The sequence below is a fragment of the Leifsonia sp. Soil_N53 genome (assembly GCF_057655165.1).
Map to the genome: position 1 here is coordinate 18,218 of NZ_JBDGMM010000043.1, position 26,454 is coordinate 44,671.

Below are 26,454 nucleotides of genomic sequence, written 5' to 3' on the forward strand. Positions count from 1 at the left end.
GGGCCATCCCGGCCACCACCACCGCCGCACCGGCGATGTCCTCCACAGGTCCCCGTCCAGCGCGCTCGTTCCACGACTTCGGCGACCCCACCGCGTGAGCCCGGCCGTTCGGGCACACTCACACCAAGGAGAGAAACACATGCGAAGAATCACATCCCGCTGGCTCGCGGGCGGCGCCGTCGCCGCCGCGGCCGCACTCGCCCTCACCGCCTGCGGCTCCGGCTTCGGCGGCGGCAGCGGCAGCAGCGACACCGGCAAGCTCACCTCGTCGAACAAGGCGCTGACCGTCATGATCGGCTCGTCCGGCGACGCCGAGACGGCGGCCGTCAAGTCGGCCGTCGGCGACTGGTCGTCGAGCTCCGGCACCAAGGCCAGCGTCGTCGCCGCGAGCGACCTCAACCAGCAGCTCGCGCAGGGCTTCGCGGCGAAGAAGCCCGCGGATGTGTTCTACCTCTCGACCGACGCGCTCGCCGGCTACGCCTCCAACGGCTCGCTGCTCGCGTACGGCGACCAGCTCGCCAACAAGGGCGACTTCTACCCGAGCCTGGTCAAGTCCTTCACCTACGACGGCAAGTTCTACTGCGCGCCGAAGGACTTCTCCACCCTCCAGCTCATCATCAACAAGGACATGTGGAGCGCCGCCGGCCTCACCGACAGCGACATCCCCAAGACCTGGGACCAGCTCGAGGCCGTCTCGAAGAAGCTCACCGGCAACGGCCACGTCGGCCTCGGCATCTCGGGCGAGTACGCGCGCATCGGCTCGTTCATGGTGCAGGCGGGCGGAAACCTGATGAACGACGACAGCACCAAGGCCACCGCGAACAGCGACGCCAACGTCAAGGCGCTCGACTTCGTCAAGCAGATGCTCAACGCGGGCGACCTCAAGTACGCCAAGGACCTCGGCGCCGGCTGGGGCGGCGAGGCGTTCGGCAAGAGCCTGGCCGCGATGACCATCGAGGGCAACTGGATCACCGGCGCCATGAAGTCCGACTTCCCGAACATCAAGTACCAGGTCGCCGAGCTCCCCGCCGGTCCGGCCGGTCAGGGCACGCTGCAGTTCACCAACTGCTGGGGCATCGCCGCCGACAGCCCCAACCAGGCCGCCGCCCTCAAGCTCGTCGAGAAGCTGACCAGCAAGAGCGACCAGCTCGCCTTCTCCAAGGCGTTCGGCCCGATGCCTTCCATCAAGTCGGCCGCGAGCGAGTGGAAGTCGGCCAACCCCGACCTGGTGCCGTTCCTCGACGCCGCAGACTACGCCAAGGGCGTCCCGACCGCCAAGGGCTCGGCCGACGTCGTGACCGACCTCAACAGCAAGCTGGAGACACTGGCCACGAGCGACCCGAAGACGATCCTCGACGCCACGCAGAAGAACCTCGAAGCGCTGCTGAAGTAAGGACCGCACCCACCATGTCGCAAGCCACGAGTCGGTCTCGCCGTTCCGGAATCCGGCGCGGCGAGGCCGCCTCGGGGTGGTTGTTCACCGCCCCGGTCATCCTGCTGCTCGGCGTGTTCCTCGTCATCCCGGTGCTCATGGCGCTGTGGGTCAGCTTCTCCGACTGGGGCGGGCGCGGCAGCCCCTTCTCGTCCGACGTGAACTTCGTCGGGCTCCAGAACTACTCCACGCTCCTCGCGGGCGGCGGGCTCGCCGAGCAGGACTTCGGCATGGCGCTGAAGAACAACGCCTGGTACGTCGTGCTCGTGGTCCCGGTCCAGACCGGCATCGCACTCTTCCTCGCCGTGCTCGTCAACCGGGCCGTCCTCCGCGGCCGCGGCTTCTTCCGCACCGCTTTCTACTTCCCCTCGGTGACCAGCTCGGTCGCCATCACCGTGCTGTGGCTGTTCCTGTTCAGCACCTCGGGCGCGGTCAACAAGGCGCTGTCCTGGTTCGGGATCAACGGACCGAACTGGTTCAACGACCCGAGCGGCATCATCCACAACTTCCTCGGCCTGTTCGGCGTCACGACCGGGCCGGCCGCCCTCACCCAGAACACGTTGCTCGGCGTCTCCTGGTGGGACTGGCTGGGTGGTCCCTCCGTCGCGATGACGGCCTACATCGTGATGGCGGTGTTCACCACGAGCGGCACGTTCATGCTGCTCTTCATCGCGGCCCTGCAGAACCTGGGCGGCGACATCACCGAGGCCGCCATGATGGACGGCGCCAACGGGTGGCAGCGGTTCTGGCGGATCACGCTGCCGCAGCTGCGCCCCACGCTCTTCACGGTCCTCACCCTCGGCCTGATCGGCTGCTGGCAGGTCTTCGACCAGATCTACACCGGCAGCAAGGGCGCGCCGAGCAAGACGACCCTCACCCCCGCATACCTCTCGTACCAGACCTCGTTCGGCAACCAGGAGTGGGGCCAGGGCGCCGCCATCGCGTTCATCCTGTTCGTCATCATCGTGGCGTTCACGATCTTCCAGCGCTGGGTGCTGCGGGAGCGGAAGGTGTCCAAGCGGCGGATGCGTCCCTACGACGCGGCGCTCATCGCATCCACGGCGCCGAGCAGTTCGTCCGGCTCCGCCATGAAGGGAGGCCTGGGATGACCGCGACCACCACCCCGACCGTCGCGCCTCAGGTGGCGACATCGCCGGGCGGCCCTGCGACGCGAACGGCGGGCCGGCGACGCCGCAGCACCGGGAGTCTCGTCGGCAGGTCCGTCAGCTATGCGATCCTCATCGCCCTGGCTGTCGTGTACATCATGCCGTTCCTCATCCAGATCGCGACCTCTTTCAAGACCGACGCGGACGCGACGGCCAACCCGGTGTCGCTCATCCCCCAGGTCTGGACGACGGCGGCGTACACCAAGCTGTTCCTCAACTCGGACTTCCCGATCTGGTTCATGAACTCGGCGATCGTCACCGTCTTCGTGACCCTCGGCCGGGTGTTCTTCGACTCGCTCGCCGGCTACGCGCTCGCCCGGCTGCACTTCCGCGGCCGCGGGTTCGTGTTCGCCGGGCTCGTCGCGGTCATGTCGGTGCCGATGGTGGTGCTGCTCATCCCGAAGTTCCTCGTGATCAACCAGCTCGGCATGTACGACTCCTACAGCGGCATGATCCTGCCGCTGCTGACCGACGCGGCCGGCGTCTTCATCATGAAGGGCTTCTTCGAGTCCATCCCGGCGAGCGTAGAGGAGCAGGCGCGCATCGACGGCGCCGGCACGTTCCGGGTGTTCTGGTCGATCGTGCTGCCGATGGCGCGGCCGGCGCTCATCACGATCATCATCCTGTCGTTCCAGGGCTCGTGGAACGAGCTGGCGCACTTCATCGTGTCGACCCAGGACCCGGCCCTCACCACCCTGACCAAGGGCGTCGCCGGGCTCGCGAGCGGACAGCTCAGCCAGGGCAGTCAGTACCCGCTCAAGCTCGCTGCGGCTGCGATCATGACCATCCCGGTGGCGGTGCTGTTCTTCATCTTCCAGCGCCGCATCATGAACTCCAGCGACGGGGCGGTGAAGGAATGACCGCCATCGCGCCCACCATCGTGGCCACCTGCGGCGGGCTCGTCGCGGGAGACTGGACCGACTCGCTCTACGGCCCCCTGCTCCACCACGCGATCGAGCTGGCGCAGGTGGTCGGCCGCCGCCCCCGGGTGACGCACATCAACACCGCGGGCGGCGATCAGCGCCACGTCGAGGGCGCCGAGCTGGAGGCCGCACGCGCCGCCGGGGTCGACGCCAGCCACGTGCGCTTCTTCCCGCACCCGAACATCCCCGACCTGCGCGCGCACCTGCTCGCCCACGACGTGGTGTGGGTCAGCGGCGGAAGCCTGCTCAACCTGCTCGCGATCTGGCGCGCCCACGGACTCGACCGCATCCTCGCCGAGGCCTGGGAGCGCGGGGTCGTGCTCGCGGGCGGCTCGGCGGGCGCGCTGTGCTGGCACGAGGGCGGCACCACCGCATCCCGGGGACCGGACATCTCCGCCCTCCCCGACGGCCTCGGCCTGCTCCCCGGCTCGCTCGCGGTGCACTACGACTCGGATCCGCGGCGCCGTCTCGCCCACCAGGCGGCGGTCGCCTCGGGCGAGCTGCCGGAGGGCTACGCACTCGAAGAGGGCACCGGACTCGTCTACCAGGGCACGACGCTCGTGGATGTCCTCGCCGAGCGGGAGGACGCGGCCGTGTGGCGCATCCGGCGCTCGGAGGCGCACGGGAGGCCGGGGGTGACGGAGTCGCGGCTCGAACCGCGCGTGCTGTCGCTTCCGGGGGCTGGCCCGTCACCAACGGGCACCAGGTCCTCGCCGTCCACGTCCACCACCACTTCCCCCACCACGCCCACGATCGAGGAGGCGCGAAAGCCCCGATGACCCAGCCGCTCCAACCCCTGCTGCACGACAGCGTCGTGGTGCTCACCGCGCCCAGCCAAGCCTGGTCCGCCGCGGACGGCGCCATCGACGGCAGCGGGATCCACGGTTTCTACCACTCGGACCTCCGGGTGCTCGACCGCATCCTCCTGACCGTCGGCGGCGACGCCCCCGAGCACATCGCCACCGCCGGCCCTGACGCGGCGAGCGCCGTCTTCACCTCGCTGGCCCGCCGGATCGACGATGCCACCGCCGATCCCCGGGTCCGGCTTGACCGCACCCGAACGGTCGCGGCGGGGAGCCTGCGCGAGCGGATCGTGCTGCACAACGCCCTCCGCACACCCATCGCGACGACCGTCGAGGTCGCGGTGCGCGGCGACTTCACGCCGATGCAGACGATCAAGGCCGGCCTGACCGGCGCGGAGCACCCCGTGTCGGTCGAGCGCGTGCTCGGTCGGCGGGTGGCTGAGGCTCCCCGGTCCGGCGCGAGGCGACAAAGCGGGGCGGCGTACACCGCCTCCGGCGTGGGCACGCGCGGCGATTCCGCCTCCGGCACCGGTGAAGCAGCGCCAACGCATGACGGCCTCGTCTTCCGCTCGGGCCCGGTCAGCGCGACGCTCACCGCGCCCGGCTCGCGTGTCTCCGTCGACGGCCAGGACGCCACGCTCGTCTGGGACGTCGAGGTGCCGGCGCACGGGCACGTGGCGCTGGAGTGGACCATCGACGTCGACGACCCGACCGCGGTCGTCGCGGGCGCCGCTGCGTCCGCCGATTGGGCGGCGTTCCGGGTGCAGAGCGGCGACTCGCGGCTGTCCTCCTGGCTCGACCGGGCGCTGGCCGACCTCCAGTCGCTGCGGATGTCGACCACGGCGCGGCCGGACGACACCTTCCTCGCGGCCGGCGCTCCGTGGTTCTTCACGCTGTTCGGGCGCGACTCGCTCTGGGCGGCGCGGCTGCTGCTTCCGCTCGGCACCGACATCGCCGCGTCCACGCTCCGCGTGCTGGCGCACTTCCAGGGCACCGAGAGCGTCGCCGACACCGCCGAGCAGCCCGGCAAGATCATGCACGAGCTGCGGCCCGCCGCGCTGGCCATCCCGGGCGAGGACGTGCTGCTGCCTCCGCTGTACTATGGCACGGTCGACGCGACCGCGCTCTGGATCGCCCTCCTGCACGACGCGTGGAAGTGGGGCATGCCGACGGACGAGGTCCGGGAGCTGCTCCCGGCGATGGAGGCCGCACTCGCCTGGATGCGCGACTACGGCGACAGCGACCACGATGGGTTCCTGGAGTACGTCGACACCACCGGGCATGGCCTCGCCAACCAGGGGTGGAAGGACTCGGGCGATTCCATCCAATGGAAGGACGGCTCGCTCGCGGACGGTCCGATCGCGCTCTGCGAGGTCCAGGGCTACGCCTACGAGGCCGCGGTGGGCGGCGCCGAGCTGCTCGACGCGTTCGGGATGTCGGGCGGGGACGAGTGGCGCGGCTGGGCCGCCCACCTCAAGGACCGCTTCGGGGAGGCGTTCTGGATCGACGACCCCGACGGCGCCTACCCGGCCGTCGCGCTCGACGCGGCCAAACGGAAGGTCGACACCGTGACCAGCAACATCGGCCACCTGCTCGGCACCGGCATCCTCAGCCCTGAGCAGTCCGCCCTCATCGCGCGGCGGCTGGCATCGCCCGAGCTGTCCTCGGGCTACGGCCTGCGCACCATGTCGACCGACTCGGGCGGGTACTGGCCGCTCAGCTACCACGGCGGCTCGGTGTGGGCGCACGACACCGCGATCGCGATCGCGGGACTGACGCGGGACGGCCACACGGCCGAGGCCGACCTCCTCGCCGACGGTCTGCTGGCCGCCGCCGAGGGTTTCGGCTACCGGATGCCGGAGCTGCACTCCGGCGACCCCGCCGACCAGACCAGCGCTCCGATCCCCTACCCGGCCGCCTGCCGCCCGCAGGCCTGGTCGGCCGCGGCGGCCGTCGCGGTGCTCTCCGCCCGGCTGGGACTCCGCGCCGATGCCCAGGAGGGGTCGTTCGACGCACGGCCGACCCCGGGCGCCGGCACGATCCGGGTCAACGGCCTGCGCTTCGCCGGCGCCCCCCGCGACCTGGACGTCTGACCCGCACCGCTCCCGCCCCACCCCAAGCCCGCCCCGACCAACCCGAGGGGCACGTTGTCGTCGCTTTTCGCCCGCGGAAGTGACACCAACGTGCCCTTCGCTGGTTCGGCTGGGCGGAAGGGCGGGTGCGGCTCGCGGCTAGAGCTGCGCCATGATCTGGCGGGCGATGACGCGGCCGGCGCGGTTCGCGCCGATCGTGCTCGCCTGCGGGCCGTAGCCCGCCAGGAAGATCCGCGGATCGTGCCACGAGGCTCCCGACGCGACCGTCAGACCGCCGGTCTTCTCGCGCAGCTTCAGCGGTGAGAGGTGGCGCAGCTCCGGGCGGAAGCCGGTGGCCCAGATGATCGCGTCCGCGTTCGTCTTCGTGCCGTCCGCCCAGACGACGCCGTCGCTCTCGATGCGGGAGAACATCCCGCGCTCCACGAGGAGGCCGCGGTCGATCCCGGCCGCGATGCGTCGGGTGCGGGGCACGCCGGTGCCGCTCACGATGCTGGGGAGCGCCTGGCCGGCGCGTGCCGCGGCATCCTGCGCCGACACTGCGGCCACGCCGCCCTCGATCGTCAGCTCCGACTCGTCGCGGAAGTCCACCGGGCGACGGGTCGCCCAGGTCAGGTCGGCTGCGACGCCGTCCAGCTCCAGCAGGAAGCCGATCGCGCTCGTGCCGCCGCCGACGACGACGACCGACTGCCCGGCGAGCTCCTCCGCCGACACGTACGACGACGTGTGCAGGTGACGGCCGGCGAAGTCGTTCATCCCCGGATACCACGGGATGAACGGCGCGCCCCAGGTGCCGGACGCGTTCACAACGACGCGCGTGCGCGTCTCGCCGCGGTCGTGCGCGACGACCAGGTCCGCGCCGCGGTCGAAGACCCGCGAGACGGTCACCGGGCGCTGCACTTCGAGGCCGTAGTGCTCCTCGTAGCGGCGGTAGTAGCCCGCGACGATGTCCTTGGCCGGGAGGGCGCGGTCGGCGGTGTCGAAGCTGAGACCCAGCTCCGCCATTCCCGGGAGGTCGTTCACGTGATGGGCGCTCCCGAGACGCAGCGCGTCCCAGCGGTGCTGCCACGCGCCACCCGTGCCTGGGCCGCGGTCGAGGAGGACGAAATCGTGCCCGGGGACCAGCTCGAACCGGCGCAGGTAGTAAGCGACCGCGAGCCCGGCCTGGCCCGCGCCGACGATCACCACCTGGGTGTCGGTCATGCCACTGATCACGCGCTCATTCCATCATCCGTCGCTGTGCGGTAACTCGGGGGCCATGGGGGTCACCATGCTAAACTCGATGCTAGTTTTCACTGTTTCTGTTGGATCCCCGGGTGCCATTCCCCGGGCACGACCAAAAGGGGGTCACGCATGGGGCGCGGCCGTCAAAAGGCAAAGCACACCAAGATCGCTCGTCAGTTGAAGTCGTTCAGTCCGAACGTCAACTACGACGCGCTCGAGCGTGAGCTCACCGGACATTCCCACCACGACGACGAGCACCAATACGACGCGTGGGCCGACTACGACCCCGACGGCGACGAGGAGACCTCCGAGTACGACGAGGCCGAGGACGACTACGAGGACAGCGAGACCGAGACGCCGAAGCGCGCCTGACCGCACCGCGCCCTGAGCGCGAGCAGCCGGTCCGCGAGCAGCCGCCGGCAATCACCCGGCCGGTCGCCCTGATCTGACGACGACGCAGCGACGCGGCACAGCCGCGCGTGGCCGGCACCGCTCAGAGCCAGCCCTGCCGCGTCGCGATCGCGACCGCCTCGGAGCGGTTGCGCGCACCGGTCTTGCCGATCGCGCTCGACAGGTGGTTGCGCACGGTCCCGTCGCTGAGGTGCAGCCGCCGGGCGATGTCGGTGATCGTCCCGCCCTGGCCGGCCACGGCGAGCACCTCGGCCTCCCGCAGCGTCAGCGGCGAAGCCCCCGACGCCAGCGACTCGGCCGCCAGGGCCGGATCGACCACGCGCAGTCCGGAGGCCACCCGACGGACGGCGTCCGCGAGCTGGCCGGAGGGCGTGTCCTTCACGATGAAGCCGGCCGCGCCGGCCTCCATCGCCCGCCGCAGGTAGCCAGGGCGGCCGAACGTCGTCACGATCAGCGACCGGCAGGACGGCAGTTCGCGCGCGAGCAGTGCCGCCGCCTGGATGCCGTCGAGGCCGGGCATCTCCACGTCGAGCAGCGCGACGTCCGCGGAGGACGCGCGCGCCGCCTCGAGCACCTCGTCGCCCCGGCCCACCTGGGCGACGACCTCCAGGTCCGCCTCCAGGTCGAGCAGCGCCGCGAGCGCGCCGCGCACGAGGGCTTGGTCGTCGGCGAGCAGCAGGCGGATGGTCACGCGGCCCTCCTCACCGTCAGCAGCGTCCCGCCGCGCGGCCCGGCCTCCACCGTCACCGCCGCCCCGAACGCGCGGGCGCGGTCCGCGAGCCCCGCGATGCCCGAGCCGCGCACGAGATCGCGCCGCTCCGTGCCGAACGGGGCCGGCCCGCGGCCGTCGTCCTCGATGTGCAGCGCGTCCGGCTCCACCGTCACCCAGCAGTTGCGCGAGCCGGAGTGCCGGATCACGTTCGTCACGCCCTCCCGCAGCACCCAGCCGAAGAGCTCGCGCAGCTCGGGCGCGACGTCCTCGCCGTTGCGCGGCAGGTGGGCGTGGATGTCGGCGGCGGCCAGTCCCGCCTGGGCGGCGGCCAGCTCCGTGGACAGGGTCATCTCGCGGTAGCCGGCGACGGCGGCGCGGAGGTCGGCGAGGGCCGAGCGGGTGAGCCGTTCGATGTCGGCGAGCTCCTCCTCCGCGCGGCGGGCATCGACGGGGATGAGGCGGCGCGCGAGCTCCGACTTCACCGTCACCACGGTGAGCGAGTGCCCGACGACGTCGTGCATGTCGCGGGAAAACCGCGCCCGTTCCTCCACCACGGCCAGCCGGGCGATCTCGCCCTGTGCGTTGCGCAGCCGGCGGAGGGTGTCGATCTGGCGGGCGAACGCACTCATCATGATGCCGATGGAGACCGTGATCAGCGCGATGTACCAGTCGTCGTCGAAGGTCCCGGCGAGCAGGAACACGATCAGCTGCACCGCACCGAGGGCGCCGATGATCGTCGCGGAGACCCAGGTGCGGCCGATCGACATCCCGGCCACGCACGCCACGTAGACCCACGTCCACAGCGTGTCGATGCCGACCAGCGGGATGAGGGTCAGCGTCAGCGCGAAATAGGCGAACACACCGATGAGACGCGTGCGCTCGCCCTCCCACCAGAGGATCGGCGGGAGGGCGAGGAAGCCCAGGTACACGAGCATGAGCAGGGCGGTCGTGATGATCTTGGTGGTCAGGGCGCCGGACGAGGCCCACACGCCGATGAGGGTGGAGATCTGGTAGAGCAGGCCGATCAGCGCGCCGGGATACCAGCGGAAGGCCGACCGGTGCGTCAGCCGGGCCCACACCCCGGTGGGCCGGTACTCGTCGACCTCGCTGCTGAACACGTCCCTACCCTAGCCAGCCGTGGCCTGTCGCCCGCGGCTCAGCCGCGCGCCGCGTCGCGCCGGTAGCGCCACACGATCAGCGCGCCGAGGGCGAGCGTCCACGCGGTGAGCACGAGCGCCGGCGTCAGTGCGTCGCCGCTCTGCAGCGCGCCGAGCTGACCGACGCGGTTGAGCCAGTACGACGGCACCGCCTTCGCGACGTTCGCGACCCAGGCGGGGAAGATCTGCAGCGGGATCCACAGGCCGCCCAGCACCGCCATGCCCATGAACACGGCCATGAACAGGGGCTGCGCGAACTCCGGCTTGGCGAACTGGCCGATCAGGATGCCGAGGAGGGCGAACGGCACGACGCCGACCCAGATGGCGAGACAGGCGAGCAGCCAGCTCACCGCGGGCAGGTCGGGCCGGTACAGCATGAGCGACACGGCGACGATCACGGCGATGCTGAACAGCGCGAGCGCCAGTGCGGCGACCACCTTGGACACCAGGTAGCCGGTGCCGCTGAGCGGGGTGATCCGCAGCTGGCGGTTCCAGCCGAGCGAGCGCTCGGTGACGATGTTGAACGCCTGCGAGAGGGCGGCCATCATGCCGCCGTACGCGGCGACCTGGATGGTGGTGACGACGATCCACGGGAGGTGGGTGACGGGGTCGACCTGGCCGCGGCCTCCGAACGTGCCGCCGAAGGCCAGCAGCATGACGAGCGGGACGGCGAGGGTGAAGATCATGGCGCGCATGTTCTTGAGCTGGCGCAGGGACTCGCGGCCCAGGTAGGCGATGCTCATCGGAGGGCTCCTTCGGGGTGGGTGTGCGGCTGCTGTTGTTGTTGCGGCGCGGCGGCATCCCGGCCTTCGGTGAGGGCGAGGAACGCGTCGTCCATCGTGTGCGCCGTGACCTCGATGTCGTGGAGGTCGTCGTGCGCGGCGAGGAGGGCCCGGAGCGTGGCGTCCGAGTCGTCGCTGACGAGGCTGAGGCGGCCCGCGCGCTGGTCGACCGAGCGGACCCCGGGCAGTGCGGCGAGCTCGGCGGCGACGGCCGGCGTCCAGGCGAAGCCGGCGGTCGCGGCGATCCGGCGTCCCGAGACGACGGCCTTCACCTCGGCCGGGGTGCCGTCGGCGACGACGCGGCCGCGGGCGAGCATGACGATCCGGTCGGCGTACGCGTCGGCCTCGTCGAGGTAGTGGGTGGCGAAGACGACGGTGCGGCCCTGGTCGGTGAACTCCCGCATCGAGAGCCAGAAGGTGCGCCGGGCCTCCACATCCATGGCGGCGGTCGGCTCGTCGAGGAACAGCAGGTCGGGGTTCGAGACGACGGCGACCGCGAACCGCGCCCGCTGCATCTGGCCGCCGGACAGCTTGGCGACGCGCTGCTTGGCGATCTCGGTGCAGCGCGCCCGCTCCAACGCCTCGGCGACGCTGAGCGGATGCTTGTGCGCTGACGCGACGAGCGCCACGGACTCGGCGACCGTGAGGGTAGGGAGGAGCGCGCCGCCCTGCAGCATGGCCCCGACCCGGCCCTCCCGGATCGCGCGCCGCGGGTCGGCGCCGAACAGCTCGGCGGTGCCGGCGCTCGGGCGGGCGAGGCCCAGCGCGAGGTCGATGGTGGTGGACTTGCCGGCGCCGTTGGGGCCGAGGAGGGCGATGACCTCCCCGGCGTGCACGGTGAGGTCGACGCCGTCGACGGCGGTGAGCGACCCGAACGACTTGCGGAGGCCGCTGAGGCGGATGGCTGGTGACTGGTTCACCATCTCAGAGTGCCGGGCGGCGCGGACGGGGGCGCAGGGGCCTTGTCAGGGAATCGGGGTGACGTTTGTCATGGGGTGCGAGGCGCTGGGGTGCGGCGGGGTCAGGACAACCCGTCGCGGGTGCGCACCGAGCGCACCAGCCCGATCACGCCCGCGATGCCTCCCACCGCCACCAGCACGGCCCCGAGGAGGAGCAAGAGGTCCTGCCCGACGGGAGCGGACACGACCGGTTCGTGTGCGGTCGGGTCGCCCTGCGGGAGCGCGGACGCCGCGCCGGCCGATCCGCCGCCTCCCGCTGCTCCGACAGCGGTCGCCGGGAGCGGCGGAGGGACCGCCGGGAGCGACACCATCGCGACGGCGCTGCTGACCTGCGCCGTCGCGCGCGTCAGCACGACGAAGAACACGGCCGCCGGCGAACCGGGAGCGCGGGCGGGCAGGCTCACGGTCGTCGTCACGGTCGGCTGGCCGTCGGCGAGCGCGAGCGTTCCGGTGGTCGCGACGTAGTCGGTCCCCGCGTGCGCCGTGCCGTCGAGCGTCGCGAATTCCAGGGCGACCGGGCCGGTCGCGCCCGCGCGGGTCACCTGGATGGTGACCGACGTGCTGCCGGAGACGACGCTGTCCGCCGCGACGGCGATCGGTCCGGACGCCGCCGCGACCGTGAGCGGCGCGGCGGCCGTCGCCGGCCGGAGGGTGGAGCCGACCGCGGGCGCGAACGTCGCGGTGACGGTGTGCGCACCGGCGGCGGGGGCGGGGAGGTCGGCGCGCGCGACGCCGCCCGGGCCGACCGTCGCAGTCGTGGTGGTCGCTCCGTCGATCGCGAAGGCGATGGTCCCGTCCTCCGGGGGCCCGAGCAGGAATCGCGTAACACTGGCGGACACGGAGACGACGCCGGTGGAGGTCGCGGTCGCCGGCGTGCTGAGAGCAACCGTGGTGGCGTCGGTGCAGGAGGGTGCGGAGGCGTCGATCGTGGCGGTCCGGGCGCCGAGCGTCCAGGTCAGCGACGGCTCGGCCGCGGCATCCACCGTCAGCAGCCAGGCACCGTGGTGCTCGCCCGGTGAGAAGGTCGTCGGCTGTCCGCGGTCGGTCGCGCCCTGCGACAGGTCGTTCGCGCCGGAGCCGGGAGCCACCGCGACGGGAACGGCAGCCGTGGAGCGGTAGCCGAGCACGACGGTGCGGGAGGTGACGGCCCCGAGCGGCGCGTCCTGGACGCAGTCCACGAGCGGGGTGAGGGCGGAGAGGTCAGGGGACGGGGACGGTGAGGGGGAAGGCGTCGGGGAGGACGCGAGGGCGGGGCGCACTGCCGCGCCGGACGCCGCAGTGCCGGACGCGAAGGCCGGACCCGCCGCGAGAGCGACGAGGGCGAGGGCCGCTCCCAGTGCGCATGCCAATCGAAGGCCGGCACGGGGAGGGGTCACGCGGCCACTCTAGCGGGAGGCGCGCGGCCCTCGCGCCTCCACGAACGGGTCACGCGCCGCGCCGCTGCCGCCAGCGGAGGACCTGCGGGCCCGGAGGCGCGCTGACTCCTCCCCGGCGGCACATTTCACCGCATCCGCAGTTCGATGTCCTCCGTTACCGACGATGTCGCTGGCGGAGGAGTTCCACGAGCCGCACGACCCGAGAGTCAGTCAGCGGAGGTGTTCGGGGCGGGAGCGGGCGTGGGTCCTCCGTTGGTCGCGAGATCGCGACGCGGGGCCGGCTCGGCTCAGCCCGCGTACGCCCCCACGAGGCGCACCGCGCCGCCGTCGACGCCCTTCGCGCCCTGCTCGAAGCCGGCCAGGTCGCGTGCCGCGGTCGACACGACGCCCGCGCGCCAGGTCGGGATGCCGTCGGCGGTGAGCGCCGCCGCGATCGCGTCCGCGGCCTCCGGGGCGACGACCGCGAACATGCCGATGCCGAGGTTCCAGGTGCCCTCCGACGACTCCAGCGTGCTGCCGGCAAGGTCGCTCAGCACGCGGAACACCGGGCTCGGCGACCAGGTCGAGCGGTCGACCTCCACCCACGAGCCGACCGGGAGCACACGCGCGAGGTTCGCCGCGATGCCGCCGCCGGTCACGTGGCTGAGCGAGTGCACGGCGCCCGCGGACGACGGCGTGCCCAGCACGCGCAGCAGCGGAGAGGTGTAGAGCCGGGTCGGCTCCAGGAGCGCCTCGCCGACCGTGCCGCCGAACTCGTCGAGCCGGTCGGTGAAGGCGATGCCCCGCTGAGCGAGGATGTGCCGCACCAGCGAGAAGCCGTTCGAGTGGATGCCGGAGGACGCCAGCGCGAGCACGACGTCGCCGTCGCGGACGCGCTCGGCGCCGAGCAGCTCGTCGGCCTCCACCGCGCCGACCGCCGCACCGGCCACGTCGTAGTCGTCCGGCCCGAGCAGGCCCGGGTGTTCGGCGGTCTCGCCGCCGACGAGCGCCGTGCCGGTCGCCTCGCACGCGCGGGCGATGCCGGCGACGATCGCGGCGATCCGCTCGGGCACGACCTTGCCGCACGCGATGTAGTCGGTCATGAACAGCGGCCGGGCGCCCACCACGACGATGTCGTCCACGACCATCCCGACCAGGTCCTGGCCGATGGTGTCGTGCTTGTCGAGCACCTGCGCGATCGCGACCTTGGTGCCGACGCCGTCGGTGGAGGTCGCCAGCAGCGGGCGCCGGAAGTCCTTGAGCGCCGACACGTCGAACATGCCGGCGAAGCCGCCGACACCGCCCAGCACCTGCGGACCCTGCGTGCGCGCGACCGCGGCCTTCATCAGCTCGACGGCGCGGTCGCCGGCGGCGGTGTCGACGCCGGCGGCGGCGTACGAGGAGGACGAGGATGCGGCGGGCTCGGTCACCGCTCCATGGTATCGGGCTCCTACCCGGCCCCGGCTCCGACGCCGGCCACCGAGCGGAGGTGGAGCGGTTGGATGGGACGGTGATTCCTCGGGTGCGCGCCGGTCAGCGCGTCGAGCTGCGGCCGCGACAGCGTCGTGGGCGTGAGGAAGACGTTCCAGGCCACTCCCTCCGTGCACGGCGGCGTGGTCAGCGAGCCGCTGTAGCGGGCGCTGACGGGAGACGGGGGAAGGAGTGCGGCCGGGTCGATGGCCACCGCCGGTGCGGCGCCGGAACCCTCCGGGATCGCATCGGGCAGCGCACCGAGCGCCGCGTTGCCCTCGCCCTCGGTCAGGAGGACGCCGAGCACCGCGATCTCCCCGCCGGCGGCCCGGTGCACCAGGTGCAGCTCCGCGTCGGAGCGCACTCCGTCCACGGTGTGCTCGCTGGCGGCGTGGAAGTGGAACTGCTGCAGCTGGTAGGTGGTGCCGTCGAGCTCGATGGAGCCCGCCTCCGCGACCTGGGGAGCGGCCTCGATCGCATGCCCGTCGTCCTCGAACACGAACGGCCTGGGGCCGTAGTGCACCCGGACCGGCTCGGCCGCGTCGTCGTGCTCCAGGTCGGCGGTGACGATGTCGATGGGCGACTGCCGGGCCGCGGGCCAGTCCGCGCAGGCAGGTGCGAGACCCGCCCAGTGCGCGGGGCCGTCCGCGCCGTCGTAGGACCACGAGGTGAGTGTCGGGGTCGGCGTGCCCTCCGGCGCCGGAGCCGAGCAGCCGGCCGTCCCGAGGATGAGCAGGGCGACGAGCGCGCCGGAACGGCGATGTCCTGAAGCTGGGATCACCTAGAAATGTTACATCATAAATATGCGCGAGCCGTCACTCCTGACGCCCCGGGTCCCCGTACGCGATCAGCCGCTCGTACTCCGAGTCCGGTCCCGGCTCGCAGCCGTCGCTCGTCGGACCCGCGCCGGTGTCGGTCGCGGCGACGGTCTCGGCGCGCTCCTCCGGACGCTCCAGGAGGTTCTTGCCCAGGTGGTGCGCGTCGGGCAGCTCGATCGGGTACACACCGGTGAAGCACGCGGTGCAGAGGCGCTCGCGCGGCTGGTCGGTCGCGGCGATCATGCCATCCTCCGACAGGTAGCCGAGCGAGTCGGCGCCGATCGACTGACGGACCTCGTCCACACCCAGGCCGGTGGCGATCAGCTCCGCACGGGAGGCGAAGTCGATGCCGTAGAAGCACGGCCAGGTGATGGGCGGGCTGGAGATCCGCACGTGCACCTCGGCCGCGCCGGCCTCCCGCAGCATCGAGACGAGCGCGCGCTGCGTGTTGCCGCGCACGATCGAGTCGTCGACCACCACGAGGCGCTTGCCCTTGATGACCTCCTTGAGCGGGTTCAGCTTGAGCTTGATGCCGCGCTGGCGGATGGTCTGCGACGGCTGGATGAAGGTGCGGCCGACGTACGAGTTCTTGACCAGGCCCTGCCCGAACGGGATGCCGGACGCCTGCGCGTAGCCGATCGCCGCCGGGGTGCCGGACTCGGGGGTCGGGATGACCAGGTCGGCCTCCACCGCGTGCTCGCGGGCGAGCTGACGGCCCATCTCGACGCGCGCCTCGTAGACGCCGCGGCCCGCGATGGTGGTGTCCGGACGGGCCAGGTAGACGTACTCGAAGACGCAGCCGGCGCGCTTCTCGGCGGCGAAACGCTGCGTGCGCAGGCCGTTCTCGTCGATCACGATCAGCTCGCCCGGCTCCACCTCGCGCACGAAGCTGGCGCCGACGATGTCGAGCGCCGCGGTCTCGGAGGCGACCACCCAGCCGCGGTCGAGCCGGCCGAGGACCAGCGGGCGGACGCCCTGCGGGTCGCGCGCGGCGTACAGGGTGTGCTCGTCCATGAAGACCAGGCAGTAGGCGCCACGCAGCCGCGGCAGGACCTCCAGCGCGGTGGCCTCCAGCGTGTGGTCGAGGTCGCCGGTGAGCAGCGCCGTGACGACGGCGGTGTCCGTGGTGTTGCCGCGGGACAGCTCCCCGTCGAGCTCCGGGTAGCGCTCGTGGACGAGCTGCATCAACTCGGCGGTGTTGGTCAGGTTGCCGTTGTGGCCCAGCGCGACGGTTCCGCTGGAGGTGCGGCCCAGGGTCGGCTGCGCGTTCTGCCAGCTGGAGGCGCCGGTGGTGGAGTAGCGCGTGTGTCCGACGGCGATGTGGCCGGTCAGCGAGTTGAGCGCGTTCTCGTTGAAGACCTGGGAGACCAGGCCCATGTCCTTGTAGATGAGGATCTTGCTGCCGTCGCTGGTCGCGATGCCCGCGGACTCCTGCCCGCGGTGCTGCAACGCGTAGAGGCCGAAGTAGCTGAGCTTGGCGACCTCCTCACCGGGCGCCCACACCCCGAAGACACCGCAGGCGTCCTGCGGGCCCTTCTCACCGGGCAGAAGATCATGACTCAGGCGACCGTCGCCTCCGGCCACAGCGGGCCCCTTTCGTCAGGGTGTCGGGATGTTCAGCTGTCGACGGACGGGCGGGAGTCGTTCTCCTGCGAGTCGTCCGATCGTGGACCCGGCTCCGCGCCGCGCTCGGTGTCGAGCTCGGCGCCGGTGTCGGGAAGGCGCACGTCGATTCTATCCGCCTGGACGGTGCGCGCCCGGCGGGTAGCCGACCGGTCGATCAGGAGGGCGACCAGCGCGCCGACGGCGACGCCGAGCGTCGCGCAGATGGCCAGCAGAAAGCCGAAGACCTGCCCGCGGTCGTAGGTGGGGTTCTCGGGGAACGAGTAGGTGAGGATGAGCGCGATCACGGCGAAGACGATGGCGCCGGTGAGCAAGAACCGGAAGTACCGCGGCGACCGGTGCACGCGCACCTCGGCCTCGGTGACCGTTGCCTCGACCTCGGGGTCGGGCTGCGGCGCGGACTCCTCCGGGTTCGAGCTCATGCCTCCATTCTCCCTCACCCGACCTGAGCGGACGCCCACACGGAGAGGGGCGCAGACGGCTCAGTAACGCAGCGGGAGGAGACCCTCCAGGGCGGCGCGCTGGCCGGACGCGTGCACGGCTCCCGACGCGATCCCGTCGGCCCAGGCGAGGCTCCCCGTGGCCAGCGCCAGCCACGTCGCGGCGTCGGTCTCGATGACGTTCGGCGGAGTCCCGCGCGTGTGCCGCGGGCCGGGGATGCACTGCACCGCGCCGAACGGCGGCACCCGCACCTCCACCGTGTTGCCCGGGGCGCGCTCGGCCAGCAGCTGGAGGAGGTACCGCACCGCCGTCGCCGTGGTGTCCCGGTCGGCGCCCTCCGCGAGCGCGCCGCGGACCGCGGCGCCACCCACCGCGTCGCTGATCTTCGCTCTGCCCACGCCCCCATCCTCCCACCCGCCCCATCCATCGTTTCCGGAGTTGTGTACGCAACACTCCGCGCCCGGGCGTACACAACTCCGGAATCGAGAGCGGGTCGGCCAGCCTCCCGTGCGCCCTCTAGCATGGAGCGCGTGAAGATCCTCGTCCTCGGTTCCGGTGCCCGCGAGCACGCCATCATCACCGCGCTCCTGGCCGAGGAGGCCGGGCACGCGATCGTCGCGGCCCCCGGCAACGCCGGCATCGCGGCGGACGTCGCCGTCGAGACCGGTCTCGACCCGCTGGACGGCGCCGCCGTCGCCGAGTACGCGATCGAGCACGGCATCGAGCTCGTCGTGATCGGCCCGGAGGCCCCGCTGGTCGCCGGCGTCGCCGACCCGCTGCGCACGCGCGGCATCCCGGTGTTCGGGCCGGGTCGTGCCGCCGCACAGCTGGAGGGCTCCAAGACCTTCGCCAAGCGGATCATGGAGGAGGCCGGCGTCCCGACCGGGCGCGCGGCCCGCGCGAGCACCCTGGCCGAGGCGGAGCACGCGCTCGACGAGTTCGGCGCGCCCTACGTCGTGAAGGCCGACGGCCTCGCCGCGGGCAAAGGCGTCATCGTCACCTCCGACCGGGCGGCGGCCGTCGAGCACGCCCGCCACTACCTCGCGCAGGGCGGGGTGCTGATCGAGGAGTTCCTCGACGGCGAGGAGGTGTCGCTGTTCCTGGTCAGCGACGGCCACACCGTCCTCCCGCTGAGCCCGGCGCAGGACTACAAGCGCCTCCTCGACGGGGACGCCGGCCCGAACACCGGAGGGATGGGCGCCTATTCGCCGCTCCCGTGGCTGCCGGACAACTTCGTGGACGAGGTCATCGAGACCATCGCCCTCCCGACCGTCCGGCAGCTCGCTGCGGAGCAGACGCCGTTCATCGGCCTCCTCTACTGCGGGCTGATCGTGACGGCGAAGGGCATTCGCGTGATCGAGTTCAACGCGCGCTTCGGCGACCCGGAGACCCAGGTCGTGCTGCCGCGGCTGGTGACGCCGCTGTCGACGCTGCTGTACGCGGCGGCGACGGGCGAGCTGTCCGGGATGCCGCGCCCCGAGTTCGCGATGGACACCGCCGTGACCGTCGTGCTCGCCAGCGAGGGCTACCCGGAGGCGCCGCAGACCGGCCGGCCGATCACCGGGCTGGACGAGGCGGCCCTGGTCCCGGAGGTCACGATCGCGCACGCGGCGACCGCGCTGGACGCCGAGACGGGCGCGCTGCTGGCCACGGGAGGGCGGGTCCTCTCCGTCGTCGCGCGCGGCACGAGCTTCGACGAGGCCCGCGAGCGCGCCTACGACGCGGTCTCGCGCATCCACCTCCCGGGCGCGCAATACCGCACCGACATCGCCGCGCGCGTCGCCCACTCCTGACGCTGCAGCCGGGCCGCCATCGCTCCCGGAGTTATGTACGCAACACGCCGCTTAGAGCCGTACCTAACTCCGGAATTGTTAGATGCTGAGCGGCTAGGCGAGGAGGCGGTCGAGGAAGGGGTTGCGGAAGCGGCCCTCGGGGTCGAGGGAGGACGCCAGGGCGCGGAACTCGTCCAGCTTGGGGTAGAGCGACGGGACGACGCCGTCCACGTCGAGGTAGAGCTTGCCCCAGTGCGGGCGTGCGCCGAGCGGCAGCAGCGCGGCCTCCAGCGCCGGGAGCACGGCCTCCACGCCGGCCTGGTCGCGGAACCACGTGAAGTGGAGGCCGACCACGTCGGTCCCGTATGCGCTGGACAGCCAGAGGTCGTCGGCCGCGACCGTGCGGATCTCGCTGATCTGCAGGAGCGGCGCGATCACCGGGCCGAGCTCGCGCACCGCCCGGATGGCCTCCACCGCCCGTGCGCGCGGGACCAGGTACTCGGACTGGATCTCCTCGCCGTTGGACGGCGTGAACTCGAACCGGAAGTGCGCGAGGCGCTCGCTCCACGGGCCCACCACGCCGAGCTGCTGCGTCGTGTTCCGCACGTCCATCGTGGCGATCATGTGCCGCGGCTCGGTGAGCGCCGGCGCACCGAAGAAGTCGTCGCCGATGTCCGTCGCGACACCGTCGAGCTCCTTGATCCACGCGAGCGACACGGCGTCCTCGTCCCAGGTCGTGAAGAGGGAGACGCTGTACGCGGCCGAGGTGACCTCGTCGAGGCGGTCGGTCACGGCCTCCCACGGAACGCCTCCGAACAGGCGCTGGCGTGCGTCGTAGGTGGGGCGGATGTCGAGCACGACCTCCGTGACGATGCCGAGGGCGCCGAGCGAGACCGCCGCGCCCTCGAACCCGGCGTCGCCTCGGGCGAAGTCCACGAACTCGCCCGAGGCGGTGAGGATGCGCAGCCCGGCGACCGCGGTCGAGAGGTTGCCGTTGCGGTCGCCCGAACCGTGCGTCGCCGTCGCGATGGCGCCGGCGACCGAGATGTGCGGCAGCGACGCCAGGTTGTGCAGTGCCCAGCCGGCCGACTGGAGCGCCTGGGCGAGGTCGCCGTAGCGCACTCCGCCGCCGACGGTCACCGTGCGGGAGTCGGCGTCGATGCGGATGTCCGCCGGGAGGCCGGCGGTGCTGATCAGCAGGCCGTCGGTGTCGGCGAGGTCGTTGAAGGAGTGCCTGCTGCCCAGCGCGCGGACGGAGCCGGCGCCCGTCACGAGGGCGCGGAGCTCCTCGACGCTGGTCGGGCGCACGATCTCCCGCGCCCGGTACTCGTGGTTTCCTGCCCAGTTCTTCTCGCCCACCAGGGGTCCCTTCTCGACGTCGACGGCGGTGTCCGCAGACCTCCAGTCTAGGGATGTGACCGTGCACATTACGCCGCTTCCTGAGCGCGAAATTACGTCATTGCCGGGCCGAGTACGCGTGTGTATCGTCTGGCGTGAAAGCGGGACCGGCCCGCAGACGGAGGCACGAGATGGCTGAATTCGAGTACGGTCCGGCGGAGTTCATCGTCGCCCAGTTCGACAACGACAGACCCTCGCCAGGGGTGGTCCAGGCCATCCTCGACCTGGTGGAGGGCGGCACCGTGCGCCTCCTCGACCTCCTGTTCGTGACGCGGCACGCCGACGGCGGCATCGACATCGTCGAGCTGGAGGAGATCGGCGACGAGATCGGCATGGCGGGGATCAGCCTGGACGCCGGCGGCCTCGCCGGAGCCGAGGACGTGGACTCGATCGCCGAGCTGATCGAGCCGGGCACCACCGGCGCGATCCTGGTGATCGAGCACCTGTGGGCCCGGGAGCTCGCCAGCAAGTTCTTCCAGGCCGGCGGCCTGGTGGTCCACAGCGAGCGCATCCCGGCGCCGGTCGTGAACGCGGTCGTGGCCGGGGAGTTCGAGGACTACGTGGAGTCCGACACCGACGTGGAGACGGTCGAGAGCTGAGGAGTGGGGACATGCCTTTAGGACGAATGGGACGCCCGGGACTGATCGGGATGGCGGCGCGCACCGCCGTGGTGGCGGGCACGGCCACGGCCGTGTCGGGCAACGTACAGCGGCGGCAGGCGCAGCGCGCGGAGGACAAGTACGAGCAGCAGGCGGCCGCGGAGCAGCAGCAACAGGCGCAGATGCAGCAGATGGCGCAGGAGGCGGCCGCGCAGCAGGCGGCTGCGGCTCCGGCGGCGGCACCGGCGGCCGCGCCCGCCGACGACATGATGGCGCAACTGCAGCAGCTCGCGACGCTGCACTCGCAGGGCATCCTGTCCGACGCCGAGTTCAGCGCGGCGAAGGCGAAGCTGCTGGCGTGAGGCGGATGCACCTGGAGTGACCGCGCGCGGCCGACGCCGACCCGGTCCCTTCCGCTCCGCCGCGGCGGATTGCGGGAGAGACCGGGTCGGCGTCGGCGGCCTGTGGGCACCCCTACGATGGACGGGTGAGCGAACTGGCAGGCTGGACGCACGTCTATTCCGGGAAGGTCCGCGACCTCTACGTCCCGGAGGGCGCGGGAGGGCTGGCCGACACGACCGCCGTCCTCGTGGTGGCGTCCGACCGGGTAAGTGCGTTCGACCACGTGCTCGAGCCGGGCATCCCGGGCAAGGGCGAGCTGCTCACCACGCTCAGCCTGTGGTGGTTCGATCGCCTGCACGGCATCCCGAACCATCTGATACCGGACCATGCCCTCGACGGCGACCGCGTCGTGGAGCGCATCCCCGCCGAGGTCGCCGGCCGCGCCATGCTCGTGAAGCCGTTGGACATGTTCCCGGTCGAGTGCGTCGTCCGCGGCTACCTGACCGGCAGCGGCTGGGCCGAGTACCAGCGGACGCAGAGCGTCTGCGGCGTGCCGCTTCCCGCCGGGCTCACGGATGGCGACCGCTTGCCGGAGCCGATCTACACGCCGGCGTGGAAGGCCCCGATGGGCGAGCACGACGAGAACATCAGCTTCGAGCGCACTGTCGAACTGGTCGGTGCCGAGGTGGCGGAGGAGCTCCGCCGCCTGTCTCTCGAGATCTACGCCCGCGGAGCGGAGATCGCCGAGGAGCACGGCGTGATCATCGCCGACACGAAGTTCGAATTCGGCGCCGACCGCGCGACAGGGGAGATCACCCTCGCCGACGAGGTGCTCACCAGCGACTCCAGCCGCTACTGGGACGCCCGCGTGTTCGCGACGGCGGCGACCCCGGCCGCGCGGATGGCCAGCTTCGACAAGCAGATCGTCCGCGACTGGCTCACGGCCAACTGGGACAAGACCGGCACTCCGCCGGAGCTCCCCGCCGAGGTCGTGGAGCGCACGGCGGCCCGCTACCGCGAGCTGCTGGAGCGGCTCACAGGGGCGTAGGTCCCACCGCCGCGCGCGGTCCGGCCCTGGGCTCTGCGGCCTCCTTGGTGTCGAGGCGGCCGCCGATGGCGCGGAGGGCGGCGAGGATCGTCGCCAGGTCGACCAGTTCCTGGATGAGCGCGCCCGCGGTCGCCGGGATGAAGCCGAAGGCCGCGATCAGCATCAGCAGGACCGAGACGATGATCCCGAGCCAGATGCTCTGCAGGGCGATCCGCACGGTGTCCTTCCCGATCCGCACCGCGCGGGCGACGCCGTGGATATCGTCCACGAGGATGACCGCGTCGGCGGACTCGCTCGCCGCCGTCGCGCCCTTGGCGCCCATCGCGATGCCCACGTCCGCCGCCGCCAGGACCGGCGCGTCGTTCACGCCGTCGCCCACCATGATCACGGGCCGCTCCGCGATGCCCGCGACCTCCGCCACCTTGTCGGCCGGGAGGCACTCCGCACGCACTCTCGTCACGCCGAGCTCCGCGGCGATGTGCGCGGCGGTCTCGCGCGCGTCTCCGGTCAGCATCATCGTGTTCGTGACCCCGAGCGCCGCGAGCTCGCGCAGGGTCGTCGCCGCGTTCGCGCGGAGCCGGTCGCTCGCGAGCAGCGCCCCGGCGTAACGCCCGCCGATCGCGACGTAGACCGCGAGCTCTCCCGACGCGATCGCCGTACGCACGGTGTCCGGCGCGTGTTCGGCGACGAACGCGAACTTGCCCACCACGACCTCCCGGCCATCGATGTCCGCGACGACGCCGTTGGTGGCGGCCTCCTGAGCCGACGCCGCCTCGTGCAGGACCAGGCCGCGCTCCTGCGCCGCCTGGATGAACGACGACGCGAGCACATGCGAGGAGTACTGCTCGGCGCTGGCCACGGCGCCGAGGAGCTCGTCAGCGGAGAACGATGGTTGCGGGCGGACCTCGCTGAGCTCCGGGGCGCCGTAGGTGAGCGTGCCGGTCTTGTCGAACACGGCCGTGCGCGCCCGCGCCAGCTGCTCCAGCACGCCGCCTGACTTGACGATGATGCTGTTGCGCGCCCCGCGGCTCATCCCGCCGATGAACGCCACCGGCGCGGCGATGAGCAGCGGGCACGGCGTCGCCAGCACCAGCACCTCCGCGAAGCGCACCGGGTCGCCGCTCGCCCACCATGCCACCGCGCCGAGCGCCAGCGAGAACACCGTGAACGGCACGGCGTAGCGGTCGGCGAGCCGCACGACCGGCGCCTTGCTCTGCGCGGCCTGGGCGACGAGCGCGACGATCTGCTGGTACTGCGAGGAGGCCGCCGTCGAGGTGGCCCGCAGCTCAACCGCCTCCTGCCCGTTCACCGACCCGCTCAGCACCTCATCGCCCGCCGACTTCTCGACCGGGATGCTCTCCCCGGTGATCGACGCCTGGTCGAACGTCCCCCGCCCGGAGAGCAGGACGCCGTCGACCGGCACGATCTCGGACGGGCGGACGAGCAGCGCGTCGCCCACCCGCACCTGATCGACCGGCACCTCCTGGTATCCGCCGTCCACGACCAGATGGGCGAACTGCGGTGCACGGGCGAGCAGGGCGTCGAGCTCGCGTTTGGCCCGGCGGTTGGCGTAATCCTCCAGCGCTTCGCCACCGGTCAGCATGAGCACGACGATCAACGCCGCCACGAACTCGCCGACCAGCACGGTGGCGACGATCGCCGTGATCGCCAGGATGTCGAGGCCGAACCGGCCCTGCGCCATGGCGCGCAGCATCCCCACCGCCTGCCAGGCGGCGACGGCGAGCGCGTAGACGCTGAACACCCACTGGACCAGCCAGCCCGCGCCGGCGAGCGCCAGCACGATGCCGACCGCGCCGACGCCCAGCGTCAGCGTGACCACCCAATACCGGCGAGCCAGCCGTCCGATCCGTCTCATCGCACCTCCCGTAGACCATCCTTGGGCAGCGAGCAGCGGCACAGAAGCCCCGAGAGCGATCCGTGGATGACTCGTCGCGGCTGAGGGGCTGTGGAGGAAGTGCATTCCCCCGCGCGCATGGGTGCGGCGGTAGCGTCGCGGCATGGACACGAACGCCGCGAAGCCGCAGCCGCTCCGCACCGCCGCCGCTGACCCCCTTCCCACCGCCGCCGTCGCCGACGCCGCCGTGCGCCTCGGCATCCCCGTCGCCGTGGCCCCGGTCGCCCTCACCCCGCTCCTCCCCGCCCGCCCGTTCCACGGACCCGCAGCCCCCGTCACCCACCTCGGCAGCGTCGACGTCCTCCTCGAGACCATCGACGACGCCCCCGCCGGCGCCGTGCTCGTCGTCGACAACGGCGGCCGGCGCGACGAGGCCTGCGTGGGCGACCTGATGCTGCTCGAGGCGCGGGAGGCCGGCCTGTCCGGCGCGGTGATCTGGGGGCTGCACCGCGACACCGCCCAGCTGCGCGAGATCGGGCTCCCGCTGTTCAGTCTGGGCGCGCACCCGTTCGGCCCGCGTCGCGTTCCGCCCGCCGGGTCCGCCATGAAGAGCGCGACCCTCGACGGCGTCGCCGTCGCCCCGGGCGATTGGATCGTGGCCGACGACGACGGCGTGTTGGTGGTCGGCGAGGACCGCCGCGACGAGCTCTTCGCGGAAGCCCGGCGCATCCAGACGGTCGAGGGCGCGCAGTCCGAGCGGATGCGAGCTGGAACGTCGCTGCGCGACCAGCTCGACTTCGCCCGCTACCGCGCCCTCCAGGCGGCGGACCCGACGCTGACCCTGCGCCGCTACCTCTCCGAGACCGGCGGAGCGATCGAGACCTGAAATATCCGGCGCCGCACAGGCGTTGCACTACCCATGCCCGAACTGCTTCCCGCCGACTCCGCGATGGGTGCGGTGACCCTCCGGGTCGCCGACCTCCACGCCATGACCGCCTACTACCGCGACGCCGTCACACTCTCCGTGCTGGCCGCAGAGGGAGGGCGCGTCATCCTGGGCCGCGGCTCCACCCCGTCGGTGATCCTGGAGCACGCGCCCGAGCTGAAGCACGCGTCGCCCGGCGAGGCCGGCCTGTTCCACACGGCGATCGTCTTCGACAGTCAGGAAGCCCTCGCCGCCGCCGTCTACTCGGTCGCCCGCCGCGCGCCCGGGACGTTCACCGGCAGCGCCGACCACCTCGTCTCGCAGGCCTTCTACTTCACCGACCCCGAGGGCAACGGCGTCGAGCTGTACTGGGATCGCGACCGCAGCCAGTGGAGCTGGACGCACGGCCAGGTGGAGATGGACACGCTCTACCTCGACCCGAACGCGTTCCTCCACGAGCACCTCAGCGAGCGCGGCGCCGCGCTGGCGGAGCTGCCGAGCCTCGACGGCGGGACCGTCGCCGATCCGCGTTTCGGCGACGCCGTCGTGGGCCACGTGCACCTGTCGGTCGGGGACGTGGCGTCGGCGCGCGCGTTCTATGTCGACCGGCTCGGGTTCGAGGCCACGGCCTCCCTCGGGGCGTCGGCGCTGTTCGTGTCGGCGGGCGGCTACCACCACCACATGGCGATGAACACCTGGAACAGCCGGGGCGCGGGCGTGCGCCGGCTCGCGCTCGGACTCGGCGAGGTGCAGCTGCGGCTCCCCGGCGCCGATGATCTGGGCGCGCTGACGGAGCGGATGCGGCACTACGGGGTGCCGACGCGCGACGACGGCCGGTCGGTGTCGTTCGACGACCCGTGGGCGAATGTGGTGCGGGTGGTTGCGGAGGCGTAGTCAGCGGAGGAGAACCGGGGCGACGCGCCGCCGGAATGCAGTGAAGGGAGGACTCCCCGGCCGGATTGGGCGGGGAGTCCTCCCTTCGTTGCGTGGTGGCTACTCGGTGGCGGGAGCGGTGTGGATGCCGTGGTGCTCCTCGCCGTCGCGGGGTGCGTCGGCGGCCGGCTGGGCGGTGTGCGCGCCGTGCTGGACCGCGTCGACCGGTGCGGCGGCGGCGTGCGCTCCGTGTGCGGGGGCATCGCCCGCGGCGAC

General features: G+C 72.1%; 25 protein-coding genes. 12 read left to right on the plus strand and 13 right to left on the minus strand.

Annotation, left to right across the window (positions count from 1 at the left end; all coding sequences use genetic code 11):
- Positions 1–139 precede the first annotated feature (139 nt).
- Genes AC3A3H_RS04875 through AC3A3H_RS04895 form a run of 5 tightly spaced genes read left to right on the plus strand, consistent with a single transcriptional unit; the run spans position 140 to position 6,417 of the window.
- Complete coding sequence (locus AC3A3H_RS04875; protein ID WP_487613418.1) at positions 140–1,393, plus strand: sugar ABC transporter substrate-binding protein; 1,254 nt, start codon at positions 140–142, stop codon at positions 1,391–1,393.
- Positions 1,394–1,407: 14 nt separating this feature from the next.
- Positions 1,408–2,541, plus strand: coding sequence for a carbohydrate ABC transporter permease (locus AC3A3H_RS04880; RefSeq protein ID WP_487613419.1), 1,134 nt, complete (start codon positions 1,408–1,410; stop codon positions 2,539–2,541).
- A complete protein-coding gene (locus AC3A3H_RS04885; protein WP_487613420.1) occupies positions 2,538–3,458 on the plus strand; it encodes a carbohydrate ABC transporter permease in 921 nt (306 codons plus the stop codon). Before AC3A3H_RS04880 ends, AC3A3H_RS04885 begins: the two co-directional genes overlap by 4 nt.
- On the plus strand, positions 3,455–4,300 hold the full coding sequence (locus tag AC3A3H_RS04890; protein ID WP_487613421.1) for a Type 1 glutamine amidotransferase-like domain-containing protein: 846 nt from the start codon (positions 3,455–3,457) through the stop codon (positions 4,298–4,300). Before AC3A3H_RS04885 ends, AC3A3H_RS04890 begins: the two co-directional genes overlap by 4 nt.
- Positions 4,297–6,417: a glycogen debranching N-terminal domain-containing protein gene (locus AC3A3H_RS04895; protein ID WP_487613422.1), complete on the plus strand. Its 2,121-nt coding sequence runs from the start codon at positions 4,297–4,299 to the stop codon at positions 6,415–6,417. Before AC3A3H_RS04890 ends, AC3A3H_RS04895 begins: the two co-directional genes overlap by 4 nt.
- 138 nt (positions 6,418–6,555) lie before the next feature.
- On the opposite strand, the gene AC3A3H_RS04900 is transcribed toward AC3A3H_RS04895, so the two are convergent.
- Complete coding sequence (locus AC3A3H_RS04900; RefSeq protein ID WP_487613423.1) at positions 6,556–7,617, minus strand: NAD(P)-binding domain-containing protein; 1,062 nt, start codon at positions 7,615–7,617, stop codon at positions 6,556–6,558.
- Positions 7,618–7,815: 198 nt separating this feature from the next.
- Between AC3A3H_RS04900 and AC3A3H_RS04905 the strand changes: the two genes are divergently transcribed.
- Positions 7,816–8,010 carry a DUF3073 family protein gene (locus tag AC3A3H_RS04905; RefSeq protein WP_487613424.1) on the plus strand — a complete coding sequence of 65 codons (195 nt, stop codon included), beginning with the start codon at positions 7,816–7,818 and terminating at the stop codon, positions 8,008–8,010.
- A gap of 121 nt (positions 8,011–8,131) precedes the next feature.
- On the opposite strand, the gene AC3A3H_RS04910 is transcribed toward AC3A3H_RS04905, so the two are convergent.
- From AC3A3H_RS04910 to AC3A3H_RS04955, 10 genes are all read right to left on the minus strand, one after another.
- Positions 8,132–8,740 (minus strand): response regulator, encoded by a 609-nt coding sequence (locus AC3A3H_RS04910; RefSeq protein WP_487613425.1) that lies wholly within the window; start codon positions 8,738–8,740, stop codon positions 8,132–8,134.
- Positions 8,737–9,879, minus strand: a complete 1,143-nt coding sequence (locus tag AC3A3H_RS04915; RefSeq protein WP_487613426.1) for a sensor histidine kinase — start codon at positions 9,877–9,879, stop codon at positions 8,737–8,739. The genes AC3A3H_RS04910 and AC3A3H_RS04915 overlap by 4 nt, the downstream gene beginning before the upstream one ends.
- Before the next feature lie 38 nt (positions 9,880–9,917).
- Positions 9,918–10,661, minus strand: a complete 744-nt coding sequence (locus tag AC3A3H_RS04920) for an ABC transporter permease (RefSeq protein ID WP_487613427.1) — start codon at positions 10,659–10,661, stop codon at positions 9,918–9,920.
- Entirely contained in the window at positions 10,658–11,620 is a 963-nt protein-coding gene (locus AC3A3H_RS04925; protein ID WP_487613428.1) for an ABC transporter ATP-binding protein, read from the minus strand. Before AC3A3H_RS04925 ends, AC3A3H_RS04920 begins: the two co-directional genes overlap by 4 nt.
- A 101-nt stretch (positions 11,621–11,721) precedes the next feature.
- On the minus strand, positions 11,722–13,035 hold the full coding sequence (locus AC3A3H_RS04930) for a Calx-beta domain-containing protein (RefSeq protein ID WP_487613429.1): 1,314 nt from the start codon (positions 13,033–13,035) through the stop codon (positions 11,722–11,724).
- A gap of 287 nt (positions 13,036–13,322) precedes the next feature.
- The gene (purM, locus tag AC3A3H_RS04935) at positions 13,323–14,444 is read right to left on the minus strand and encodes a phosphoribosylformylglycinamidine cyclo-ligase (protein ID WP_487613430.1); all 1,122 of its coding nucleotides are present in this window, start codon (positions 14,442–14,444) and stop codon (positions 13,323–13,325) included.
- 20 nt (positions 14,445–14,464) lie between these two features.
- Positions 14,465–15,265, minus strand: coding sequence for a carbonic anhydrase (locus AC3A3H_RS04940; protein ID WP_487613431.1), 801 nt, complete (start codon positions 15,263–15,265; stop codon positions 14,465–14,467).
- A 34-nt stretch (positions 15,266–15,299) separates the two neighbouring features.
- Positions 15,300–16,886, minus strand: a complete 1,587-nt coding sequence (gene purF, locus AC3A3H_RS04945; protein ID WP_487613432.1) for an amidophosphoribosyltransferase — start codon at positions 16,884–16,886, stop codon at positions 15,300–15,302.
- 32 nt (positions 16,887–16,918) lie between these two features.
- Positions 16,919–17,347 (minus strand): hypothetical protein, encoded by a 429-nt coding sequence (locus AC3A3H_RS04950; protein WP_487613433.1) that lies wholly within the window; start codon positions 17,345–17,347, stop codon positions 16,919–16,921.
- A 60-nt stretch (positions 17,348–17,407) separates the two neighbouring features.
- A complete protein-coding gene (locus AC3A3H_RS04955; protein ID WP_487613434.1) occupies positions 17,408–17,764 on the minus strand; it encodes a sterol carrier family protein in 357 nt (118 codons plus the stop codon).
- Between the two features lie 132 nt (positions 17,765–17,896).
- Between AC3A3H_RS04955 and purD the strand changes: the two genes are divergently transcribed.
- A complete protein-coding gene (gene purD, locus AC3A3H_RS04960) occupies positions 17,897–19,159 on the plus strand; it encodes a phosphoribosylamine--glycine ligase (protein WP_487613435.1) in 1,263 nt (420 codons plus the stop codon).
- Positions 19,160–19,252: 93 nt separating this feature from the next.
- Here the strand turns inward: purD and AC3A3H_RS04965 are convergent, their stop codons facing one another.
- Entirely contained in the window at positions 19,253–20,497 is a 1,245-nt protein-coding gene (locus AC3A3H_RS04965; protein ID WP_487613443.1) for an FAD-binding protein, read from the minus strand.
- Positions 20,498–20,667: 170 nt separating this feature from the next.
- On the opposite strand from AC3A3H_RS04965, the gene AC3A3H_RS04970 reads away from it, so the two are divergent.
- The 3 genes from AC3A3H_RS04970 (at position 20,668) to AC3A3H_RS04980 (ending at position 22,525) form a co-directional block, all read left to right on the plus strand.
- Positions 20,668–21,135 (plus strand): DUF6325 family protein, encoded by a 468-nt coding sequence (locus tag AC3A3H_RS04970; RefSeq protein WP_487613436.1) that lies wholly within the window; start codon positions 20,668–20,670, stop codon positions 21,133–21,135.
- Between the two features lie 11 nt (positions 21,136–21,146).
- Entirely contained in the window at positions 21,147–21,497 is a 351-nt protein-coding gene (locus AC3A3H_RS04975; protein ID WP_487613437.1) for an SHOCT domain-containing protein, read from the plus strand.
- Between the two features lie 125 nt (positions 21,498–21,622).
- The gene (locus AC3A3H_RS04980) at positions 21,623–22,525 is read left to right on the plus strand and encodes a phosphoribosylaminoimidazolesuccinocarboxamide synthase (protein WP_487613438.1); all 903 of its coding nucleotides are present in this window, start codon (positions 21,623–21,625) and stop codon (positions 22,523–22,525) included.
- Here AC3A3H_RS04980 and AC3A3H_RS04985 read toward each other — a convergent pair.
- Positions 22,512–24,401, minus strand: coding sequence for a heavy metal translocating P-type ATPase (locus tag AC3A3H_RS04985; protein WP_487613439.1), 1,890 nt, complete (start codon positions 24,399–24,401; stop codon positions 22,512–22,514). The two genes, AC3A3H_RS04980 and AC3A3H_RS04985, sit on opposite strands and share 14 nt — an antisense overlap.
- Before the next feature lie 142 nt (positions 24,402–24,543).
- Between AC3A3H_RS04985 and AC3A3H_RS04990 the strand changes: the two genes are divergently transcribed.
- Positions 24,544–25,266 carry an RraA family protein gene (locus AC3A3H_RS04990; RefSeq protein WP_487613440.1) on the plus strand — a complete coding sequence of 241 codons (723 nt, stop codon included), beginning with the start codon at positions 24,544–24,546 and terminating at the stop codon, positions 25,264–25,266.
- Between the two features lie 33 nt (positions 25,267–25,299).
- The gene (locus AC3A3H_RS04995; protein ID WP_487613441.1) at positions 25,300–26,199 is read left to right on the plus strand and encodes a VOC family protein; all 900 of its coding nucleotides are present in this window, start codon (positions 25,300–25,302) and stop codon (positions 26,197–26,199) included.
- Positions 26,200–26,454 lie beyond the last annotated feature (255 nt).

Bases quoted from the DNA above. Each gene is read 5' to 3' on its own strand.
- AC3A3H_RS04920 (WP_487613427.1), bottom strand. From the start codon at position 10,661: ATGAGCATCGCCTACCTGGGCCGCGAGTCCCTGCGCCAGCTCAAGAAC.
- AC3A3H_RS04875 (WP_487613418.1), top strand. From the start codon at position 140: ATGCGAAGAATCACATCCCGCTGGCTCGCGGGCGGCGCCGTCGCCGCC.
- AC3A3H_RS04975 (WP_487613437.1), top strand. From the start codon at position 21,147: ATGCCTTTAGGACGAATGGGACGCCCGGGACTGATCGGGATGGCGGCG.
- AC3A3H_RS04985 (WP_487613439.1), bottom strand. From the start codon at position 24,401: ATGAGACGGATCGGACGGCTGGCTCGCCGGTATTGGGTGGTCACGCTG.
- AC3A3H_RS04900 (WP_487613423.1), bottom strand. From the start codon at position 7,617: ATGACCGACACCCAGGTGGTGATCGTCGGCGCGGGCCAGGCCGGGCTC.
- AC3A3H_RS04895 (WP_487613422.1), top strand. From the start codon at position 4,297: ATGACCCAGCCGCTCCAACCCCTGCTGCACGACAGCGTCGTGGTGCTC.
- AC3A3H_RS04950 (WP_487613433.1), bottom strand. From the start codon at position 17,347: ATGAGCTCGAACCCGGAGGAGTCCGCGCCGCAGCCCGACCCCGAGGTC.
- AC3A3H_RS04990 (WP_487613440.1), top strand. From the start codon at position 24,544: ATGGACACGAACGCCGCGAAGCCGCAGCCGCTCCGCACCGCCGCCGCT.
- AC3A3H_RS04885 (WP_487613420.1), top strand. From the start codon at position 2,538: ATGACCGCGACCACCACCCCGACCGTCGCGCCTCAGGTGGCGACATCG.
- AC3A3H_RS04890 (WP_487613421.1), top strand. From the start codon at position 3,455: ATGACCGCCATCGCGCCCACCATCGTGGCCACCTGCGGCGGGCTCGTC.
- AC3A3H_RS04970 (WP_487613436.1), top strand. From the start codon at position 20,668: ATGGCTGAATTCGAGTACGGTCCGGCGGAGTTCATCGTCGCCCAGTTC.
- AC3A3H_RS04880 (WP_487613419.1), top strand. From the start codon at position 1,408: ATGTCGCAAGCCACGAGTCGGTCTCGCCGTTCCGGAATCCGGCGCGGC.
- AC3A3H_RS04995 (WP_487613441.1), top strand. From the start codon at position 25,300: ATGCCCGAACTGCTTCCCGCCGACTCCGCGATGGGTGCGGTGACCCTC.